General features: G+C 69.2%; 15 protein-coding genes and 1 pseudogene. 7 read left to right on the top strand and 9 right to left on the bottom strand.

Going from position 1 to position 19755, the window contains the following annotated elements; genetic code table 11:
• The first annotated feature begins 152 nt into the window (after positions 1–152).
• A complete protein-coding gene (gene nrdR / locus BLV31_RS15750) occupies positions 153–623 on the top strand; it encodes a transcriptional regulator NrdR (protein WP_006551317.1) in 471 nt (156 codons plus the stop codon).
• Between the two features lie 42 nt (positions 624–665).
• Here nrdR and hrpA read toward each other — a convergent pair whose 3' ends face one another.
• Together hrpA and BLV31_RS15740 are read right to left on the bottom strand one after the other, a co-directional pair.
• Complete coding sequence (gene hrpA, locus BLV31_RS15745; protein ID WP_064060798.1) at positions 666–4559, bottom strand: ATP-dependent RNA helicase HrpA; 3894 nt, start codon at positions 4557–4559, stop codon at positions 666–668.
• 73 nt (positions 4560–4632) lie between these two features.
• Positions 4633–5426, bottom strand: a pseudogene (locus BLV31_RS15740) (LLM class flavin-dependent oxidoreductase); the annotation flags it as partial.
• A 124-nt stretch (positions 5427–5550) separates the two neighbouring features.
• Between BLV31_RS15740 and BLV31_RS15735 the strand changes: the two are divergent.
• Positions 5551–6744, top strand: a complete 1194-nt coding sequence (locus BLV31_RS15735) for an aminotransferase family protein (RefSeq protein ID WP_064060813.1) — start codon at positions 5551–5553, stop codon at positions 6742–6744.
• Here the strand turns inward: BLV31_RS15735 and BLV31_RS15730 are convergent.
• Positions 6704–6970: a hypothetical protein gene (locus BLV31_RS15730; RefSeq protein WP_006551320.1), complete on the bottom strand. Its 267-nt coding sequence runs from the start codon at positions 6968–6970 to the stop codon at positions 6704–6706. The two genes, BLV31_RS15735 and BLV31_RS15730, sit on opposite strands and share 41 nt — an antisense overlap.
• Positions 6971–7042: 72 nt before the next feature.
• Here BLV31_RS15730 and BLV31_RS15725 point away from each other — a divergent pair, with 72 nt between their 5' ends.
• Both BLV31_RS15725 and BLV31_RS15720 read left to right on the top strand, forming a co-directional pair.
• Positions 7043–7753, top strand: coding sequence for a hypothetical protein (locus tag BLV31_RS15725; RefSeq protein WP_006551321.1), 711 nt, complete (start codon positions 7043–7045; stop codon positions 7751–7753).
• 101 nt (positions 7754–7854) lie between these two features.
• Positions 7855–8784 (top strand): hydrogen peroxide-inducible genes activator, encoded by a 930-nt coding sequence (locus BLV31_RS15720; RefSeq protein ID WP_064060799.1) that lies wholly within the window; start codon positions 7855–7857, stop codon positions 8782–8784.
• An 11-nt stretch (positions 8785–8795) separates the two neighbouring features.
• Here BLV31_RS15720 and BLV31_RS15715 read toward each other — a convergent pair whose 3' ends face one another.
• The 4 genes from BLV31_RS15715 to BLV31_RS15700 all read right to left on the bottom strand — a co-directional run bounded on the left by BLV31_RS15715 (position 8796) and on the right by BLV31_RS15700 (position 14408).
• Positions 8796–9560, bottom strand: a complete 765-nt coding sequence (locus BLV31_RS15715; protein ID WP_064060800.1) for a LysR family substrate-binding domain-containing protein — start codon at positions 9558–9560, stop codon at positions 8796–8798.
• Between the two features lie 41 nt (positions 9561–9601).
• The gene (locus BLV31_RS15710) at positions 9602–12106 is read right to left on the bottom strand and encodes a DEAD/DEAH box helicase (protein ID WP_006551324.1); all 2505 of its coding nucleotides are present in this window, start codon (positions 12104–12106) and stop codon (positions 9602–9604) included.
• Between the two features lie 67 nt (positions 12107–12173).
• Entirely contained in the window at positions 12174–13211 is a 1038-nt protein-coding gene (locus tag BLV31_RS15705; RefSeq protein WP_006551325.1) for an alpha/beta fold hydrolase, read from the bottom strand.
• Positions 13212–13385: 174 nt separating this feature from the next.
• Complete coding sequence (locus tag BLV31_RS15700; protein WP_024100699.1) at positions 13386–14408, bottom strand: proteasome assembly chaperone family protein; 1023 nt, start codon at positions 14406–14408, stop codon at positions 13386–13388.
• Between the two features lie 147 nt (positions 14409–14555).
• Here BLV31_RS15700 and BLV31_RS15695 point away from each other — a divergent pair, with 147 nt between their 5' ends.
• Together BLV31_RS15695 and BLV31_RS15690 are read left to right on the top strand one after the other, a co-directional pair.
• Complete coding sequence (locus tag BLV31_RS15695; RefSeq protein WP_231913184.1) at positions 14556–15296, top strand: DUF5642 family protein; 741 nt, start codon at positions 14556–14558, stop codon at positions 15294–15296.
• Between the two features lie 169 nt (positions 15297–15465).
• Positions 15466–16602: a DUF4192 domain-containing protein gene (locus BLV31_RS15690; RefSeq protein ID WP_024100702.1), complete on the top strand. Its 1137-nt coding sequence runs from the start codon at positions 15466–15468 to the stop codon at positions 16600–16602.
• 19 nt (positions 16603–16621) lie between these two features.
• Here BLV31_RS15690 and galE read toward each other — a convergent pair whose 3' ends face one another.
• Complete coding sequence (gene galE / locus BLV31_RS15685; protein ID WP_174556272.1) at positions 16622–17614, bottom strand: UDP-glucose 4-epimerase GalE; 993 nt, start codon at positions 17612–17614, stop codon at positions 16622–16624.
• A 45-nt stretch (positions 17615–17659) separates the two neighbouring features.
• Positions 17660–18346, bottom strand: coding sequence for an iron-dependent transcriptional repressor DtxR (locus BLV31_RS15680; RefSeq protein WP_006551330.1), 687 nt, complete (start codon positions 18344–18346; stop codon positions 17660–17662).
• A 104-nt stretch (positions 18347–18450) separates the two neighbouring features.
• Here BLV31_RS15680 and BLV31_RS15675 point away from each other — a divergent pair, with 104 nt between their 5' ends.
• Positions 18451–19722 carry an acetoin utilization protein AcuC gene (locus BLV31_RS15675; protein ID WP_006551331.1) on the top strand — a complete coding sequence of 424 codons (1272 nt, stop codon included), beginning with the start codon at positions 18451–18453 and terminating at the stop codon, positions 19720–19722.
• Positions 19723–19755 lie beyond the last annotated feature (33 nt).

Raw genomic sequence — 19755 nt, 5'->3', positions numbered from 1 at the left:
CGGACAGGCGGGTATTGTCTAACACTGTCAGTCACACCACTCCGTGTGGTTGCGGCGGTGTCGGCCCACTCGCGGGTGGAGACGGTTCCGGTCGGGAGACATCGCTTCGGCGCCGACGTCGCGACCCGCACGGGCACGACGAAGGAACCGACATGTACTGCCCGTATTGCCGCCATCCCGATTCCCGGGTGGTCGATTCGCGCGAGGCAGACGAGGGTGCCGCGATCCGTCGTCGGCGGGCGTGTCCCGAATGCGGGCGCCGCTTCACCACAGTCGAGACGGCCGTGCTGTCCGTCGTCAAGCGCAGCGGCGTGACCGAGCCGTTCAGCCGCGAGAAGGTCGTGCGCGGCGTGGCCCGCGCCTGCCAGGGACGCGATGTCGACAACGACGCACTCAACAAGCTCGCGCAGCAGGTCGAGGACGCGGTGCGGGCGAAGGGCTCACCCGAGGTCCCGAGCCACGAGGTCGGACTGGCGATCCTCGGACCCCTACGCGATCTCGACGAGGTTGCCTATCTTCGATTCGCCTCGGTCTACCGTTCCTTCAGTTCTGCAGAGGATTTCGAACGCGAGATCCAGGAACTGCGCGAGCACAAGAAGTCCTGCTCGGTCGAGACCGACTGAGCGACCCGGTCGAAGCCGACCGCACGCCGGCCGGTCCGGTCGCTACCGGATCCCGTCGATCGCCTTCAGGACGCGCTTCTCCGACACTGGGATCCGCGTTCCGAGACCCTGCGCGAACAGGCTCACGCGCAGTTCCTCGATCATCCAGTAGATCTCGACCACCTCGGGCGCGGCGCGCCGTTCCTCCGGCAGTCGTGCGAGTAGCTTGTCGTAGGCGCCGTAGACGCGATCGAGCACATCCATTCCCGCGGCATCGCGATGCGCACTCGCCGGCAACGCCTCCAGGCGTTGCGCGGCCGCGGTGAGATAGCGCGGCAGGTCGGCGATCCGCCGCGACCCCAGATCGGTGACGAAGCCGGGGAACAGCAACGACTGCAGCTGTTCGCGTACGTCGTCGGCAGCCTCGCCGTCCGACCGATCGAGGAGCACACCCACCTCGTGGGCGCGGGACAGCACGGGCACAACCGCTTTCAACAGACGGGCCACGCGCCCCGGCAGGTGTGACCGCACCGTGGCCGCGAGCGCCTCGAACTCGTCGGGCGTGCGCACGGGTGCGCCGTGTGCGGCGATAAGTTCGTCCACCGCGCAGGCACGGCAGTCCTCGATCAGCGCTTCGAACGATCCGTCGGGGTTCCGCCCGAGCGCGAGCCGCTCCATGTTGGTCAGCCCCGAGGTCACGGCCTTCGCCTTCGTCGGTGCCGACGACAGAAGCAGGGCACGCAACCCCTGACGCGTCGCGTTCTGCTGGGCCTGCGGTGTGCTGAGCACGCGCACCGCGACGCCGTCCTTCTCCGCGACCAGGGCAGGGTAACCGGTGACCTTCCGGCCACCGACCTCGCGGGTGACGGTCTCCGGCAGGTTCCCGAGGGTCTCGGCCGTCCACACCACCGCCGCGGGACGTTCGGTGCCCGCAGCGGCGCGCGAGACCTCCGCTTCGACCCGCGGAGCCAACTTCTTCCGCAGGGCCGCCAGGCTCTTGCTGCGGCCGAGCACGGTGCCGCGCTCGTCGACCGCGGCGAAGGTCATCCGCAGATGGTCGGGCAACGCACCGGTATCGAAGTCCGAGGACTCGATCGTGCACCGGCCGAGCCGGGACAGCTCGCGGGCCATCGCATTGACGAGCGGTTCGGAGCGCGGCGTCACCGAGGCGAGGGCGGCCGCTGCGAAATCGGGAGCCGGTACGACCTGCCTCCGAAGGTGTTTCGGCAGGGTCTTGATGAGGGCCGTGACCAGCTCGGTCCGCATCCCGGGTACCAGCCAGTCGAAACCGACGGACTTGAGGTTCGCGAGCAGCGCGACGGGGACGCGGGCGGTGACACCGTCCTCCTCCGTGCCCGGCTCGAACTGGTAGGTGAGGGGGAACTGGATCTCGCCCTGGCGCCACGCGTCCGGATAGTCGCCCTCGAGCACCGAGGCGGCGTCCTGGTTCACCACGGTGTCCGGCGTGAACGTCAGCAGGTCGGGTTGCTGCCTGCGGGTCTTCTTCCACCACGTGTCGAAGTGCCGGGCCGAGATCGCCTCCGGGCCTACCCGCTGGTCGTAGAAGTCGAACAGGGTCTCGTCGTCGACGACGATGTCGCGCCGGCGCGCACGGTGTTCGAGTTCCTCGACGTCCTCGAGCAGCGCCCGGTTGTCGTGGAAGAACTTGTGCTGCGTGCGCCATTCGCCTTGCACGAGGGCGTGGCGGATGAACAGTTCGCGCGAGACCTCCGGATCGATCCGTCCGTACGGCACGGGACGCTGGGCGACCAGGGGGATGCCGTAGAGCGTGACGCGTTCGTAGGCCATCGCCGACTCGCGGCGCGTCGACCAGTGCGGCTCCGAGTAGGTGCGCTTGACCAGGTGCGGAGCGAGCTTCTCGACCCATTCGGGTTCGATGCGCGCGGCCGTCCGCGCCCACAGCCGTGAGGTCTCCACGAGTTCGGCGGCCATGACCCAGCGCGGAGGCTTCTTGAACAACGACGATCCCGGGAAGACGGCGAACCGTGCGCCGCGGGCACCGAGGAAGTCGCGCTTGTCGCCCTCGCGAAGACCGATGTGCGACAGCAGACCTGCAAGCAGGGACTTGTGGACGTCGTCGGGATTCACGTCGCGGTGGTGCGTCTGCCAGCCCATGTCGACAGTGATCTGACGGAGCTGCCCCTGCAGGTCCTGCCACTCACGGATCCGCAACCAGTGCAGGAACTCGTCGCGGCACAACCTGCGGAACCTGCTCGACGACAGTTCCCGCCGTTGCTCCTTCAGGTAGTCCCACAATCGCAGGAAGGCCAGGAAGTCCGAGCCCTCGACCGCGAACCGGGCGTGCTTCTCGTCGGCGGCCTGCTGGAACTCGGTCGGGCGTTCGCGCACGTCCTGGATCGACAGGGCCGCGACGATGATGAGCACCTCGCGCAGACATCCGTTCCGGTGGCCCTCGACGATCATGCGGGCCATGCGCGGATCGACGGGCAGGCGGGCGATCTCGCGGCCCGTCGCGGTCAGGCGCGGCGTCTCGCCCTTCTTGGCGGGTTCGAGCGCGCCGAGCTCCTCGAGCAGAGCGATGCCGTCGCGGATCGCGCGGGGATCCGGGGCCTCCACGAACGGGAACGCCTCGATGTCGCCGAGACCGAGCGCCGTCATCTGCAACACTACCGACGCGAGGTTGGTGCGCAGGATCTCGGGCTCGGTGAACTCCGGCCGGCCGTCGAAGTCGTCCTCCGAGTACAGACGGATGCAGATGCCGTCGGCGACACGACCGCACCGTCCGGCGCGCTGCCGCGCCGAGGCCTGCGAGATCGGCTCGATCGGCAGTCGCTGCACCTTCGTCCGCACCGAGTACCGCGAGATACGTGCGGTGCCGGGGTCGACGACGTAGCGGATACCGGGAACCGTCAGGGACGTCTCGGCGACGTTGGTGGACAACACGACCCGCCGGCCCGTGTGCGGTGCGAAGACCCGGTGCTGTTCGGCCGCCGACAGGCGTCCGTAGAGCGGGAGGATCTCGGTGTTGCGGAGCTTGCGGTCGCGCAGTGCGTCGGCGGTGTCGCGGATCTCGCGCTCGCCGGAGAGGAAGACCAGGATGTCGCCGTCGCCCTCGCGCTGGAGTTCCTCGACGGCCTCGCACACCGCGTCGACGGGGTCGCGGTCGACCAGCGTGTCGCCCACCTCGACGGTCAGCGGCCGGTAACGCACCTCGACGGGATAGGTGCGGCCGGAGACCTCCACGATGGGGGCAGGCGTGCCGTTCGCGCCGGCGAAGTGGCGCGCGAAACGTTCGGGATCGATCGTCGCCGAGGTGATGATCACCTTCAGGTCGGGGCGACGCGGAAGCAGCTGCGCGAGGTAGCCGAGCAGGAAGTCGATGTTGAGGCTGCGCTCGTGCGCCTCGTCGATGATGAGCGTGTCGTACTGGCGCAGCAGGCGGTCGCGCTGGATCTCGGCGAGGAGGATGCCGTCGGTCATCAGCTTGACGAGTGTCGACTCGGTGACCTGATCGTTGAAGCGCACCGTGTATCCGACGGCGTCGCCGAGCTCGGTGTCCAGTTCCTCCGCGAGTCGCTCGGCGACGGCGCGCGCGGCGATACGGCGCGGCTGGGTGTGGCCGATCAGGCCGCGAACCCCGCGCCCGAGTTCGAGGCAGATCTTCGGGATCTGCGTCGTCTTGCCCGAACCGGTCTCACCGGCGACCACTACGACCTGGTGGTCGCGGATCGCGGCGGCGATGTCGTCCTTGCGCTGCGAGACCGGTAGGTCCTCGGGATAATGGATCTCCGGGACCGACGCCGCACGGGACGCGAGCCGGGCGCGGGCGGTCTCGATCTCGGCGGCGACCTCGGTCAGCGCCTCGCCGCCCCGCGCCCGGTCGAGCCTGCGACGGAGGCGGTTCTCGTCGCGGAGGGAGACCTCGGACAGGGCAGCGCGCAGTTCGCGACGATTCGGGGCGGGGGAGATGGACATGCTGATCACACAGCCTAGCGAAACGACCCGGTCGGGGCCGGTCGGGGAGGGTAGGCAGGCCAGGTGGTCGGCCCGCCAGAGCACGCACCCGGCCGATCACTTCACCGAAGGTCTCCCGGTACGGGGCGTGGACCGTGAAGTGGGTGAACGCGTAGCGCTCCCGGCTGTGCAGGATCTGCCCGGCCATCTCGTCGACCGTGCCGATCAGCACGAACGGCGAGTCGAGCAGGTCGTCGGCCTCGGCCGCGGTGGCGATGCGGAACGTCCCCGGTGGCCTCCCCGGCAGCAGGACGGCACCCGCGACACTCACGATGTCGGCGTGGGCGGCGACGACGGAAAAGATCCGGTCGCGGTGCCTCCGACGATCAGGGGCGGACCGTAGCCGCCGAATCCGCGCCGTTGCACCGGACGGAGCACGGGCAGGTCGAATGCTTCGCGCAACGCCGCCTGCTCGTCGAAACCGGGCCCGGTGAACGATCGCTGCAGTTCCTGCACGGTGGATTCGAGACGCTCGGCGCGCTCGTCGAAGCGCTCCCACTCGATCCCGGCCGCCTCGAACTCCCATCTCATGTGGCCTGCGCCGAGGCCGACCTCGAGCCGGCCGCCGGTGAGCACATCGGTGGTCGCGATCTCGCGGGCGAGCAGTGCCGGATTCCAGAAACCGGCATCGAGCACCATCGTGCCGACCCGCAGACGCTCGGTGGCACCGGCGGCGGCGACCAGGACGGGGAACGGCGCGGGGACACCGAGATGGTCGGCCGCGTACACCGCGTCGAAACCCGCGTCCTCGACGGCGCGGCACCAGCGAACGAACACATCGGGAGACCCGACCTCGAAGATGTTGACGGAGAAGCGGAACTCGGTCATGGCACCAGGGTGGCGGGTACGGGCCTCCGGCGCCAGAGTCGTTTCCTCCGCATACGATGGCGGGTGTCGTGATCGTCGTGGACGGGAGTTGGTCGTGGGTGCGTTGTGGCACGGATTCGCCGATATGGGCGCGATCGAACGGGACGGCGCATTCGTCGTGTCGCGCGGGGAAGGCGCGTACATCTGGGACGACGCCGGCAACCGTTACCTCGATGCCACCGCCGGACTGTGGTTCACCAATGTCGGTCACGGCCGCACCGAGATCGGCGACGCGATCGCAGCGCAGGTCGCCAAGCTCGCCCACTACTCGAACTTCGGCGATCTGACCTCCGAACCCGCCGTCGAACTCGCCGAGCGTCTCGCGGGGATCGCCCCGGTCCCGGGCAGCAAGATCTTCTTCACCTCCGGTGGATCCGACTCCGTCGACTCGGCGGCCAAGCTCGCGCGGCGGTACTGGCAGGAGGTCGGGAAGCCCGGCAAGCGGCTGCTGGTCTCGCGCGAGAAGGCGTACCACGGCATGCACGTCGGCGGCACCTCGCTCGCCGGTATCCCCGTCAACGGTGAGGGCTACGGCCGCCTGTGGGAGGACACCGCGCGGGTTGCGTGGGACGACGCCAAGGCGCTGCTCGAACTCATCGATTCGGTCGGTGCCGACTCCATCGCGGCCTTCTTCTGCGAACCCGTCATCGGTGCGGGCGGGGTGTACCTGCCGCCGGACGGCTATCTCGCCGAGATCCGCGACATCTGCCGCGACCACGACATCCTGTTCGTCGTCGACGAGGTGGTCACCGGCTTCGGTCGTATCGGTGGTTCGTGGTTCGCGTCGTCGCGATTCGACCTGGAGCCCGACATGGTCACCACCGCCAAGGGACTCACCTCCGGTTACCTGCCGATGGGCGCCCTGTTCGTCGCTCCGCGCGTCGCCGAACCGTTCTTCGCCGGAGACGTGTGGTGGCGCCACGGCTACACCTACGGTGGGCACGCCGCTGCTGCGGCGGCCGCGCTCGCCAACCTCGACATCATCGAGCGTGAGAATCTGCTCGCCGAGGCGGCGCGGATCGAGCGGACTCTGCACGAGAAGCTCGCTCCGCTGGCGGACCACCCGCGGGTGGCCGAGGTGCGCAGCGGCCTCGGTGCGGTGGCGGCCGTGCAGCTCGCCGATCCGTCCGAAGCTCTCGGTTTCGTCAAAACCCTGCGGCAGCATGGGATCTCGGGACGCGCGGCCGGTCAGGGCGCGATGCAGATCTCCCCGTCGTTCGTGATGACCGACGAGCAGATCACCGATCTCGCCGACGGAATCGCCGCAGCACTCGGCTGATCCGTTCCTTCGGCCCGATCGGTACCTCGGCGAGGGGGAGTTCGGCGCTGCCGTCGCGTGCGGCGAGTGAACGGGCATAGCGCTCGTGCAACACCGAACGCACCTCGTCGGGGCTGTAGTTCCGTCGCTGTCGCTCGTTGCGGGCGGCGACAGCACCGGTCGCCGCGACTCCCACGATCCCAGCGAGTCCGACGAGCTTCCACCACTTGCCACCGCGCAGTGCCATGGGGCGACCCTAGCGGTCCGTCGGGGTCATGGGGACGACCCCAGCGGCCGTCGGGCATGGCAGGCTGACGGCATGGACACTTCGTCGGCAGATCGGTCCGCCGGTGCGCGTTCGCGTCTCACCCTCGACGAGGCCGTGGCGACGACCCGCACGGGGGACCTGTGGATCTTCCGCGGCGCCACCCCGGCCGACCGAGCAATCCAGACGCTGACCAACGCGCCGGTGAACCACGTGGGGATGACGGTCGCGCTCGAGGACCTGCCGCCGCTGATGTGGCACGCCGAGCTCGGACGCAGTCTCCCGGACATGTGGACCGGGCGGCACCAGCGCGGCGTGCAGTTGCACGACCTGCGCAGTGCGGTGCAGGTGTGGGCCGCGCGTTACGGCCAGCGCGGCTGGCTGCGGCAGGTCTCGGTGGCGGTCACCCCGGACCAGGAGGACCAGCTGCTGCGCACGATCGCGCGGCTCGACGGCACACCGTTCCCGTCGACGACGAAACTCACGGGGCGATGGTTCGCGGGCCGGCTCCCGCGCCGTCGCCGGGCGGCCGTACCGTCCGGTGGGCTCGAGAGCGCGTACTGCGCCGAAGTGGTGGGGCTGACGCTGGAGGAGATGGGGCTGCTGCGGCAACGGCACCGGGGGAGCAACTGGTACGACCCCGGCCGGTTCTGGAGCGGCGATCGGCTGCCGCTCGCTCCCGGTGTGGAGTTCGGTGGCGAGATCGAGGTCGTGCTGGACGAGGACGACCTCGCTGCCGGAAGAGCGGCGGGCTCGGCGTCGTAGGACCTGGCAGTCGGCGCAGCGAGCGCCCGTCTCGTGGTCGACGCACGACCGTCCGATAGCTGCGAAAGGTAGAGACGATAGGTCGCACTACACTGATAGGCGTGACCGATCAGAGCTACCAGCCCACCCTCTCGCAGCTGCGTGCCTTCGTCGCGGTGGCCACCTACCGCCACTTCGGCACGGCAGCAGCGCGACTCGAGGTCAGCCAGCCCACCCTGTCCCAGGGGCTGGCGGCTCTCGAGAACGGCCTCGGCGTCCAGCTCATCGAGCGGAGCACCCGCCGCGTGCTCGTGACACCGGTGGGAGCGCGCCTGCTTCCCTACGCGGAGGTGGTACTCGACGCCGCCGACGGCTTCGTCGACGCGGCTGCAGGAGTGTCCGACGGACTCTCGGGCCCGCTGCGGGTGGGCCTGATCCCCACCGTCGCGCCCTACGTCCTGCCCGAGATCCTGCCCGCACTCGACCGGGCGATGCCGGCGCTGTCGCTGCAGGTCGTCGAGGACCAGACCGCGCGTCTCCTCGACGCCCTGCGCGCCGGAACCCTCGACGTCGCCGTCCTCGCCCTGCCCGCAGACGTCTCGGGTGTCATCGAAGTGCCGCTGTACGACGAGGATTTCGTCCTCGTCCTGCCGACCGGACACGAACTCGCCGGGCGCACCGACCTCTCGGTCTCCGCGCTCGACGACGCACAACTGCTGCTGCTCGACGAAGGCCACTGCCTGCGCGACCAGACACTCGACCTGTGCCGGTCCATCGACGCGCGACCGGCACTCGGCGACACCCGCGCGACCTCCCTGTCCACCGTGGTGCGCTGCGTCGCAGGACGATTGGGCATCACCCTCGTCCCGGCCTCCGCGGTCGCCGTCGAAACTGCCCGGGGAGACCTCGAGGTCGCGCACTTCGCGGACCCGGCACCCGGCCGCCGCATCGGACTGGTGTTCCGCTCGTCGTCCCCGCGCGGAGTCGACTACCGCATCCTCGCCGAGACCATCCGCGGCTGCGTCCCGCCGACCTGCCGCCCCGTCTCCTGACGAAGACCCCCTCAGCGCCGACCACGCCGAGGCTTCCCGGGGCGCTTCCGCGCGGACGTCCCCGCCCGGCGGGACGTCTTGGGCTCGGGCGCGCGGCGCTTCGGGGTCGAGCCCTTGCGTTCGCCACGACGCGAGGTGCCGCCCGACCCGGCGTCCGGCTCGGAATCGCTGCGGCCACGGGAACTGTTGGCCGTCCGTCCCCGGACGATGCCCACGAACTCGTCGACGTGATCGGTCGTCCGGTCGGTGACCCACACGAGACCCACCTGGGACGCGGGCGCGTCGACGACGGGACGGTAGGTCAGGTCGCGGCGGTGGTACAGGCGGGCGAGCGACTGCGGCGTGACGAGCACACCCACCTCCGAGGCGACGTGCGAGATCGCGTCCTCGGTGGTCGCGGGCCGCTCGAACGCCTCCTCACCGGGTAGGGCGACCCAGTCGAGCACGTCGTCGAGCGGATGCAGCACCGTCTCGTCGGCGAGGTCGGACACCGACACCTCGTCGACCGCCGCGAACACGTGCTCCTTGGGCACCACTACGACGGAGACCTCGGTGTAGAGCGGGATGACCGACAGGCCGTCCCGCTGCAGCGGCAGGCGCAGCAGCGCGATGTCGGCGACGTCCTCGCGTAGCGGATCCGCACCGGCCGTGGGTTCGACGGGGACCAGTTCGATCGGGACGTCCGGCATCCGCTCGTTCCACACCCGCACCCACTTCGCGGGGGTGACACCCGGGACGTAGGCCAAGCGGAAGGGTTGCACGGTCGGTTCGCTCACCGAGTCAGGCTACCGCTCCCGAGGTCCGCCGCCTGCGACGATCAGCCCTCGACGATCTCGAACTCGTCGAACACCACTTCACCGGCCGCATCGGACTCGCGGAGGTTCACCTCGCCGATCAACGCCCAGCCGTGATCGCCCTGCGGATCGTGCAGGGTCTGACGCACCCGCCACAACTCGGGACCCATCTCGACGGTGAACAGCAGCGGTCCACGCGCATCGGGGCCGGTACCGATCTCGTCGTACTCGTCGAAGTACAGCTCGAGCAGGTCTTCCCAGTCCTCGGCGTCGAGACCGTCGCCGAGGGCCGCGAGTTCGTCCCAGCGTCGACGCGAGGCCAGTTCGACCCGCTTGAACATCGCGTTGCGGACCATGACCTTGAACGCGCGGACGTTCGCGGACAACGGGCGAGGGGAGTCGACGCCGAACGCGATCTGCTGGTCGTCGGATTCCACCCCGGGATGGGTGAGGGACTCCCACTCGTCGAGCAACGATGAGTCGACCTGCCGGATCAGCTCGCCGAGCCACTCGATGATGTCCTCGAGTTCCTCCGTGCGCGCGGCGTCCGGCACCGTCTGCCGCAGCGCGCGGTAGGCGTCGGCGAGATAGCGCAGGACCAGCCCCTCGGAGCGGGCCAGGCCGTAGTGCGAGACCATCTCGGAGAAGGTCATGCTGCGCTCGATCATGTCGCGCACCACCGACTTCGGGGAGAGGGGGAACTCCGACACCCAGGGATGCCCACCCCGGTACGTCTCGAAGGCCGGCTCGAGCAGCTCCACGAGCGGCTTGGGCCAGGTGATCTCCTCGAGCAGTTCCATCCGCTCGTCGTACTCGATGCCGTCGGCCTTCATCTGTGCGACGGCCTCACCGCGTGCGGCATGCTGCTGCGCCATGAGCACCTGACGGGGATCGTCGAGGGTCGATTCGATGACCGACACCACATCGAGCGCGTAGGTGGGGGAGTCGACGTCGAGCAGTTCGATCGCTGCGAGGGCGAACGGCGACAGCGGCTGGTTGAGCGCGAAGTCGCGCTGCAGGTCGACGGTGAGGCGGGCCCGGCGCCCGAACTCGTCGGGCTCGTCGAGTTGCTGCACCACACCCGCTTGGAGCAGGCCCCGGTACAGCGAGATCGCCTTGAGGATGTGCTTGCGCTGCGCCGGACGGGGTTCGTGGTTGTCCTCGAGCAGATGCCGCATCGCGTCGAAGCAGTTGCCCGGTCGCGCAATGACGTTGAGCAGCATCGAGTTGCTCACCGAGAACCGTGACTGCAGCGGTTCGGGCGACGCCGCGATCAGCTTGTCGAAGGTGCCCTCGCCCCACGAGACGAACCCTTCGGGTGCCTTCTTGCGCTGCACCTTCCGGCGCTTCTTCGGGTCGTCCCCGGCCTTGGCGAGGGCCCGGACGTTCTCGATCTCGTGCTCGGGGGCCTGTACGACGACGGTGCCCATCGTGTCGTATCCCGCGCGGCCTGCGCGACCGGCGATCTGGTGGAACTCGCGCGCCTTGAGCTGCCGGGTGCGGGTGCCGTCGAACTTCGTCAGGCCCGTGAGCAACACGGTGCGGATCGGCACGTTGATGCCGACGCCGAGCGTGTCGGTTCCGCAGATGACCTTCAGGAGCCCGTCCTGCGCGAGCTTCTCGATCAGGCGCCGGTACTTCGGCAGCATGCCCGCATGGTGCACACCGATACCGTGCCGGACGAGACGCGAGAGGGTCTTGCCGAAGCCGGTGGAGAACCGGAAGTCGCCCAGCGCGGTGGCGATCGCCTCCTTCTCGGCCTTCGTGCACATGTTCACGCTGGTCAGGGCCTGGGCGCGCTCGAGGGCCGCGGCCTGGGTGAAGTGCACGACGTAGACGGGTGCCTGATGGGTGGTGACAAGTTCTTCGATCGCTTCACCGATGGGTGCCTGCGAGTACGAGAAGGTCAACGGGACGGGTCGTTCGGAGCCCGAGACCTCCACCGTCGGCCGTCCGGTGCGGCGGGTCAGATCCTTCTGTAGGAAGGTCACGTCGCCGAGCGTCGCGGACATGAGCAGGAACTGCGCGTGCGGCAACTCGATGAGCGGAACCTGCCACGCCCACCCGCGGTCGGGTTCGGAGTAGAAGTGGAACTCGTCCATCACGACCTGGCCGATGTCGGAGTCCGGTCCCTCGCGCAACGCGAGATTCGCGACGATCTCGGCGGTCGCGCAGATGATCGGCGCTCCGGCGTTGACCGATGCGTCGCCGGTCATCATGCCGACCTTGTCGGCACCGAAGACGTCACACAGGGCGAAGAACTTCTCGCTCACGAGCGCCTTGATCGGGGCGGTGTAGAAGGTTCGCTTCCCGGCAGCGAGCGCGAAGAAGTGCGCGCCGAGCGCTACCATCGACTTTCCCGAGCCGGTGGGCGTGGCGAGGATGACGTTGGAGCCGGCGACGAGCTCCATGAGCGCTTCCTCCTGCGCCGGATACAGCGAGATGCCACGATCCGTCGTCCAGGTGGTGAACGCGTCGAACAGCGCGTCGTCGTCGACGGGGTCGGGTATCAGATCGGGAAGCAGCACTTCTCCAGGCTAGTCGGAAGGACCCGACCCACCGCCGCGGGTCGCGTGGCCCGGCGTGTAGTGCAGGTCAGGTGGCGCTGCGCTCGTCCGAACCCATCGCGCCGAGCACCGCCATGCGGGTCTCCGGGCCACCGCTGATCTGCGACTCGCTCACACCCGACACGAGGAGCCGGCGCCAGCGGTCGAGGTCGAACTCCAGAGGAGCGGTGGTCTCCAGGAAGTTCTCGACCACCCGCAGGAAGCGCAGCGGGTCGTCGCGGAACGGGAAGTGGCCGGAGCCCCGGAAGATCTCGAGACGTGAACCGGGCATGGCCGAATGCGCGAGATAGGCGTGGGCGATGGGGATGACGCTGTCGTGATCGCCCCAGATGAGCTGGACGGGAAGGTTCTCCGTCAGATAACAGCGGTCGAGCATGGTCACCACCTGACCGCGCCAGTCGACCACCGCGCGCAGCGTGCGCAAATACGCTTCGTAGGCCGTGGGGTCGGGGAGGTTCCCCAGTACGCGCACCAGATCCGAGGTGTCGTGCAGCAGGGCACCGGGCCTCAGTGGCGATCCGTTGACCCGGTTCAGCATCGCGCCGGCAGCGCGCAGGACGGGCATCGCCCCGGGCAGTCGCAGGACCCGCAGCGCTTCGCTGACGATCGGCACCGAGATCAGCCGCAGGGCAAGATGGACGTCCTTGGTGACCCCGCCGGACGCGACGAGCACCAGACGCTCGACCATGTGCGGGAACTGGTAGGCGAACTGCATCGCCACCCCGCCGCCGAGCGAATGGCCGATCACCGTGACCGATTCGATCCCGAGGACCGACAGCAGGTCGCGCATACCGTTCGCGTAGGCGGCCACCGAGTAGTCGGCCCGCGGCTTGTCGGATCGACCGTGCCCGAGCAGGTCGGGGGCGATCACGGTGTACTTCTCCGCCAGGTGCGGGATCACGTCCTGCCAGGTCGACGAGTCGTCACCGATTCCGTGTACGAGCAGCAGTGCGGGACCGCTTCCGGCCAGGCGGAACGCGCGTCGGTAACCGTGGATCGTGCGGAACACGATGCGGGGTTCGTTGTCCGGAACCGGGCGGAGCGTCCGGGCGCGCGGTGGAACCATGAGCGTCTCCTGCGACGTCGGTGATCGCGTGGTGGTAGTCAGGCTGCCCGACCCGTGGCCGAGAACCGGACACAACTACCACTGTGGCATGTCGCCGAAGCGTACATGTCTGTATGTGACGTCGACAACGACGATTGTGATGATCATGAAACATCCGGCGAACCCGCCGTGGTGTCAACGCGGAGCGGAATCGTCCCCGTCGTCCGGGTCGAACTCGCCGAATCCGCCGTCGCCGGTTCTTCCGTCGTCCGGACCGGGGAGATCGCCGCCGGGACCGGCGCCGCGCCGGTCGTATTCGGCGAGGAACCGCTCGAACTCCGCCCCGATCTCCTCACCCGTCGGCAGACTCTCGTCGGTCGGCAGGGGAGAGGTCTGCTGTTCCTGGGCGGCGACGTAGCTGTCGTATTGCCGCTCGAGCGCGTGCACCACGCCGAGGACCTCGGCATTGTCCTCGATGTGCTCGTCGATCTGCTCCCGCACCCGCGCCGCGGCCTCACCGAGCGCCTGCAGAGACAGCTCGAGGCCGCCGACCTCTGCGACGTTCGTCAGCAGCGTCTCGGCGGCCGCCGGATAGTCGGTCTGGGCGAGATAGTGCGGCACGTGCACGGAGAAGCCTACGGACTCGTGCCCGTGCTGGCCCATGCGGTATTCGAGCAGCGACGACACTCCCGCGGGCACCTGGAGCTCGCCCGACCAACGGTGGTGCCCCGCGATGAGGTCCTTGTTCGTCGAGTGCGCGGTGACCGCCAACGGCCGGGTGTGCGGGATCGCCATGGGGATCGCGTTGAGTCCGATGGTCCGCCGCACCCCGAACTGCTCGGCGAGCAACCGCACCGCGGTGATGAAACGCTCCCACTTCAGATCCGGCTCGGCACCCGCGAGCAGCAGGAACGGGGTGCCGGCCTCATCGATGAGCGCGTACAGGTTCAGTTCGGGCTCGGCGTAGTCCGAGAAGTGGTCGGCCTTGAACGTCATGAGCGGCCGACGCGACCGGTAGTCGATCAGTTCGTCGACGGCGAACGACGCGACGAGCTCGGTCTCCAGACTCTCGCGCAGGTGCGTGGTCGCCAGGCGCACCGCGTGTCCCGCGTCGGCGAAACCTTCGAGACCGTGCACGAGGACCGGCCCCTCACCTTCCGGGGAGGTGAGCTGCGGAGCCGGGAATTCCAGCTCGTACATGCGGGACTGTTCGTCCATCTGCGAACCACTCCGATCACACTTCGTCTCGGCATCTCCGCCGGGGTCACCCGACGTGGCATGGTGGTGTTCGAGTCTAATCGACGCTACGACGACCGATTCCGGGGCGCACATCCTGCCCGACGTCGACGACCGAGGGAGGTTCGGGTGACCCGACGCGACACTCGTCCGAGGCGCCGCGCATCGGCCGCCCGAAGCGCGGTGGCGACAGCGTGCCTGATGCTCGCATCCGCCTGCTCCCAGACCGTCTCCGGCGACCCCCGGCCCGAACCGGCAGCCCTGACGGGAACCGCGCCTGCACCTGCACCCGCGATTGTCCGGGCACCGGGCGAGCTGGTGCTTCCTCCCGAACGTTTTCCCGAACCGTACGTCGCGGTGGTCCTCCCACCGGAGGCCGTGGCGCAGGCAGCGCCCGACCTGACCGGGATCCAGCCCGGCTCGAAGGTCGATCCGGGCGGATGTCTGCCGCCCGCGCAGAATTACGGCCCCGAGAGCACCGCCATGGTGGTCGGTACCGACAACGCCAGTCGCGCGACGATCAGTGTCGAGGTCACCCGTTCCGCTCCGGACGTCGGCGAGTACCGCACCTATCTAACCGAGTGCTCGCAGGTGGACGCCACCGTGCGGGGGATCACCTCGACCGTCTCGACCGTCCTCGGCGACGATCCCGCCATAGCCGTCGACGGGGCCGAGACGCTGGCCCTGACCCGCACGGTCGACTCCGGCAGGGGATCGGGTGGCATGACGCAGTCGATGGCCGCGCGGATCGCGCAGATCGGGGACGTGCGTGTGACGGTCACGTACCTGTCCTTCGACGCGGCGCCGCCCGACGCCGACAATCTCGACCTCGTGTTCCGGGAGGCCGTCGACTTCGCCGCCCGCCCCTGACGGGGCCGGGCGCGCACCCTAACAGCGCTCACCGACGGGATCGTCCGTTCGGCACGGGTCGACGATGCCGGTCGCGGAGTTGTCCACAGCCGGCCGGTTCATCCCCAGAAGGCCGCGGAACGACCCCGGGAGTCGCTTTCCGCTCGGACCGATGAGCCACGGTTCGAGCATGACAACTTCCACGCCTTCGTCGTCGCATCCCCTCCGTCTCACCGATGTCGGTGACGTGATCGCCGCCCTGCCCGCCCTCATGGGCTTCCCGCCGATGCGTTCGATCGTCGTGATGTGCCTGACCCCGACGGGTGACGCTCCGACCCGCCCGAACGGGAAGGTGGCGAGTATCGGCGCCGTGATGCGACACGACCTCGTCCTGCCCCGGCCCGGAGAGTCGGTCCCGGAACCCATGCGCGCGGCGTTCCGGCGCTTCTGCGCCGTCTGTGCCCGCGAGGGCGCGGAATCTGTGGTGGCCGTTCTCGTGGACGACGACCTCATCGACCGGCACGATCCGGTGATCGCCGACGTGTGCAGGCTCGTCGACGACTTCGCCGACCATCTCGACGCCGTCGGCATCGACCTGGCGGGGGTGTACGCGCTACCGGAGATCACCGGTGGAGCGACCTGGTTCGTGCCCGGCCAGAACATCACCGGCAGCGTGGCCGATCCCGGGTCCTCGGTGGTCGCGGTGGCCCGGGTGTTCGAGGGCAGCCCGATCCGAGGCTCCCGCACCGAGCTCGCCGCACTGCTCGCGCCGTATCCGCCGGCGGTGAGGCAGGAAGTCGCGCGGTGTATCGACGAGGTCGTCGAGACCCGCGACCGCGAGTACGAACGCTGTGCCCGCGAGGGCGGCGGCGAACGCGCCGACCGTCTCGAACTCGAAACCGTGCTCGCACACATCGAGACGTACGCCGGCGGAACGGATCCCAGCGCGTCCGACATCGCCGAGCTGGCCGTCCTGCTCGCCAACCGCACGGTGCGCGACGCCGCCATGGGACTTGCGACCGGACCGCTCGCACGGCCGGCGGAGCGTCTGTGGACCGAGCTCGCCCGGGCCCTGCCCGATCCCGAGCGCGCCGATGCCGCCGCGCTTGTCGGCTTCGGCGCTTACGTGCGCGGCGACGGTCCGCTCGCCGGGGTCGCGCTCGCAGCGGCCCTCGAATCCGATCCCCGCCACCGGCTTTCGGATCTGCTCGACCAGGCCCTGCAGGCGGGACTGCGTCCCGAGTCGATCCGTGGCCTCGCGGAGACCGGACACGAGATCGCGGCGCGGCTGGGACTCGAACTGCCGCGCGGCGACGAACCGTCCTGAACCGGAGCCGTGTCCTCGATCAGCGTCGAGCAGCGTGCAGCCGGTTGCCGAGAGACCGGGTGAACTCCCACGCATCGGAGACGATCTCGTCGAGATCGGTGTGCTGGGGGTTCCACCCGAGCTCGGAGATCGCGCGGCTGCTCGAGGCGATGAGCACGGCCGGATCACCGGCACGGCGCGGCGCGTCGACCGCTGCGATCGGCAGGCCCGTGACTCGCTCGCACGCCGAGATGACCTCGCGGACGGTGAAGCCCTCTCCGCTGCCGAGGTTGTAGATGCCGTGGCGGCCGGGTTCGGACTTCGTCAGTGCCAGTACGTGCGCGTCGGCGAGATCCTTGACGTGGATGTAGTCGCGCACCGCGGTGCCGTCCTTGGTCGGCCAGTCGGTGCCGAAGACCGAGATGTGATCGCGCACACCGAGAGCGACCTGCAGCACGAGTGGGATCAGATGCGTCTCGACGACCCGGTTCTCCCCGGCACCGCCGTAGGCGCCGGCGACGTTGAAGTACCGCAGACTCGTCGCCGCGAGACCGTGAGCGTGCGCGTACGAGGAGATCGCATGATCGATGGCGAGCTTCGACGCACCGTACGGGTTGGTCGGCCGGGTGGGCGCGTCCTCGGTGATCGGCACGCTGTCGGGTTCGCCGTAGGTCGCGGCGGTGGAGGAGAACACCAACCGTGGGGTACCCGAGCGGCGGACGGCCTCGAGCAGGGCCAGGGTGGTCACCACGTTGCCTTGCCAGTACTTCTCGGGGAACTCCACCGACTCGCCGACGAGGGACTGTGCACCGAAGTGGAGGACGCCGTCGAAACGGGATCCGGAGAGCAGTTCGTCGGCGACGGCCGCGATGTCGCCCTCGACGAACTCGGCACCGGTGGGCACCGCTTCGGCGTTCCCGGTGGACAGGTCGTCGACGACCACGACGTCGTGGCCCTGCTCGAGCAACACGGTCGTGCACACGCTGCCCACATAGCCGGCGCCGCCGGTCACCAGAAGTCTCACGCTGGACATCCCCTTTTCGCACGCCCGTACCGGACATGCGAAAAGGGGCCTGGGTCAGACCTGCTTCACCTGCACGGCGTGGGCCATCTCGTCGGAAAGCTCGAAGCTGTCGTGACCGGCCACGGTGATGGACACCGAGCCCGGTCGCGTCTCGACTGTAACCCGCGCGTCCGGGACCACACCGGCCTCACGCAGTCGCGCGATGACCTCGGGGTCGGACTGGACGTACTCCGCGAGCCGGCGTACCACGACCGCGGTCGGCTTGCCGTGCGGGATGTCCGTCAACCGCACCAGCTTCTCGTCGAGGACCGCCGTGCGGTCGAGGCCGAGCTGGGCCAGTCCTGGAATGGGGTTGCCGTAGGGGGAGGTGGTCGGGTTGTTGAGCACCTCCACGAGACGGCGCTCGACCTCCTCGCTCATCACGTGTTCCCAGCGGCAGGCCTCGGCGTGCACGTTCTCCCAGTCGAGACCGATCACGTCCACGAGAAGCCGTTCCGCGAGCCGGTGCTTGCGCATGACCGAGACCGCGAGATCGCGGCCCTTCTCGGTGAGCTGCAGGTGGCGGTCGCCGGCGACCCGGAGCAGGCCGTCGCGTTCCATGCGGGCCACGGTCTGGCTGACCGTCGGTCCGCTCTGTTCGAGGCGCTCGGCAATACGCGCGCGCAGCGGCACCACGCCTTCCTCTTCCAAGTCGTAGATGGTCCGGAGATACATCTCCGTTGTATCGACCAGGTCCTTCACTCTCACACCCCTTCGTCTGGGCCGATTCTAACCGTGCGAACAGGACGGTGGGGGCGCCCTCCGAGGCTCGCATGTCCGTGGGTGGACCAGTAGCGTCTGTGTCCATGACCACGAGCTCCACCGCGGCGGGCGGTACGACACAGCTGAGCGGCGATCGGATAGTGGTGTGGAGCCCCGACTACCTCGACTACCGGTGGGGTCCGACACATCCGATGAACCCCACGCGTCTCGATCTCACGATGGCGCTGTCCCGCAGTCTCGGTCTCCTCGAAGGCGTCGAGACGGTCCGCCCGTCCCCTGCGGACGACACCGATCTGCTGCGCATCCACACCTCGTCCTACGTCGACGCGGTCAAGCGCGCGGGCTCCGCTCCGGAGGGAGCGGCACCCCCGGCCGACGCACCCCACGGTCTCGGCACCGAGGACAACCCGATCTTCCCCCGTATGCACGAGGCCAGCGCGACGCTCGCCGGGGGAACCCTCGCGGCCGCACGCGAGATCGCGAGCGGCCGGGCCCGCCGTGCGGTGAGCATCGGGGGCGGCATGCACCACGCGATGGCCGACTGGGCCGCCGGGTTCTGCGTCTACAACGACGCCGCCATCGCGATCTCGTGGCTGCTCGACCACGGCTACGACCGCATCGCCTACATCGACGTCGACGCCCACCACGGCGACGGTGTGCAGCACGCATTCCTCGGCGATCCCCGCGTCCTGACCATCTCCCTGCACCAGCATCCCGCGACGCTGTGGCCCAACACCGGGTGGTCCAGCGAGGTCGGTTCGGGTCCGGCCGAGGGCACCGCGATCAATCTGCCCGTACTGCCGGGCACCGTGGACGCGTTGTGGTTGCGCGCCTTCCATGCCGTCGTGCCGGGCGCGGTCGCGGCGTTCCGCCCCCAGATACTCATCAGTCAGTGCGGTGCCGACAGCCACCGCGAGGACCCTCTGGCCGATCTCTCCCTGACCGTCGACGGCCAGCGCGCGTCGTATCTCGCGATGCGCGATCTCGCCGACCGCTACTGCGAGGGTCGCTGGCTCGCCGTGGGCGGCGGCGGTTACGGCCTCGTGCGGGTGGTGCCGCGCGCGTGGACCCACCTGATCGCCGCGGCGCTGGACCGCGAGATCGACCTGAGCACCCCGGTTCCGGCGGACTGGAGCGAGCGCGTCGGCGCTCTCGCCCCGAGCGTCGAACTGCCCACGGTCATGGGGGAGGGCTCCGACGTCTCGTACCTGCCGTGGGACGGTCCCGGTGGCACACCGGAAACGGGGATCGCGTCCCTGGACCGCGCACTGACCCGCATCGATTCGGCGATCATCGCCACGAGGCGGGCGGCCTTCCCGCTGCTCGGCCTGGACCCGGAGGACCCCCGTGACTGACCGGCAGAATCCCTCGGCGGCACCGGACTCCGC

This window comes from Rhodococcus pyridinivorans, assembly GCF_900105195.1.
Lineage (GTDB): Bacteria > Actinomycetota > Actinomycetes > Mycobacteriales > Mycobacteriaceae > Rhodococcus > Rhodococcus pyridinivorans.
This window is presented reverse-complemented; position numbering and strand designations above follow the sequence as displayed.